This is a genomic window from Larkinella sp. C7 (assembly GCF_006149005.1).
Lineage (GTDB): Bacteria > Bacteroidota > Bacteroidia > Cytophagales > Spirosomataceae > Larkinella.
Map to the genome: position 1 here is coordinate 1 of NZ_VBSL01000055.1, position 347 is coordinate 347.

Annotated in this window: 1 protein-coding gene; it reads left to right on the forward strand. The window is 39.2% G+C overall.

Annotated elements, in window-relative coordinates; translation table 11 throughout:
• Nucleotides 1–347: transposase (locus FH871_RS31700; RefSeq protein ID WP_171063027.1), on the forward strand; the 347-nt coding region annotated here is incomplete at both ends.

Sequence of the window (347 nt, forward strand, 5' to 3'; positions counted from 1 at the left end):
TTTTAGGGTATGAACCTTACGATAAAGTAGGCTATAATTCTGGGAATAGTCGTAATGGAACCTATTCACGGAAATTTGAAACCAAATATGGGACTGTTCAGTTGAGCATTCCAAGAGATCGTAATGGAAACTTTAGTCCAGCTTTGCTCCCTGCTTATGGACGTCGAGATGACCACTTAGAAGAGATGGTTATCAAACTCTATCAAACCGGTGTAACAACTCGAGAAATTAGTGATATTATCGAGCGAATGTATGGTCATCACTATAGTCCTGCCACAATTTCTAATATCTCAAAAGAAACTCAGGAGAATGTCGCTGCTTTTCATGAGAGAAGCTTAGAAGCTAAC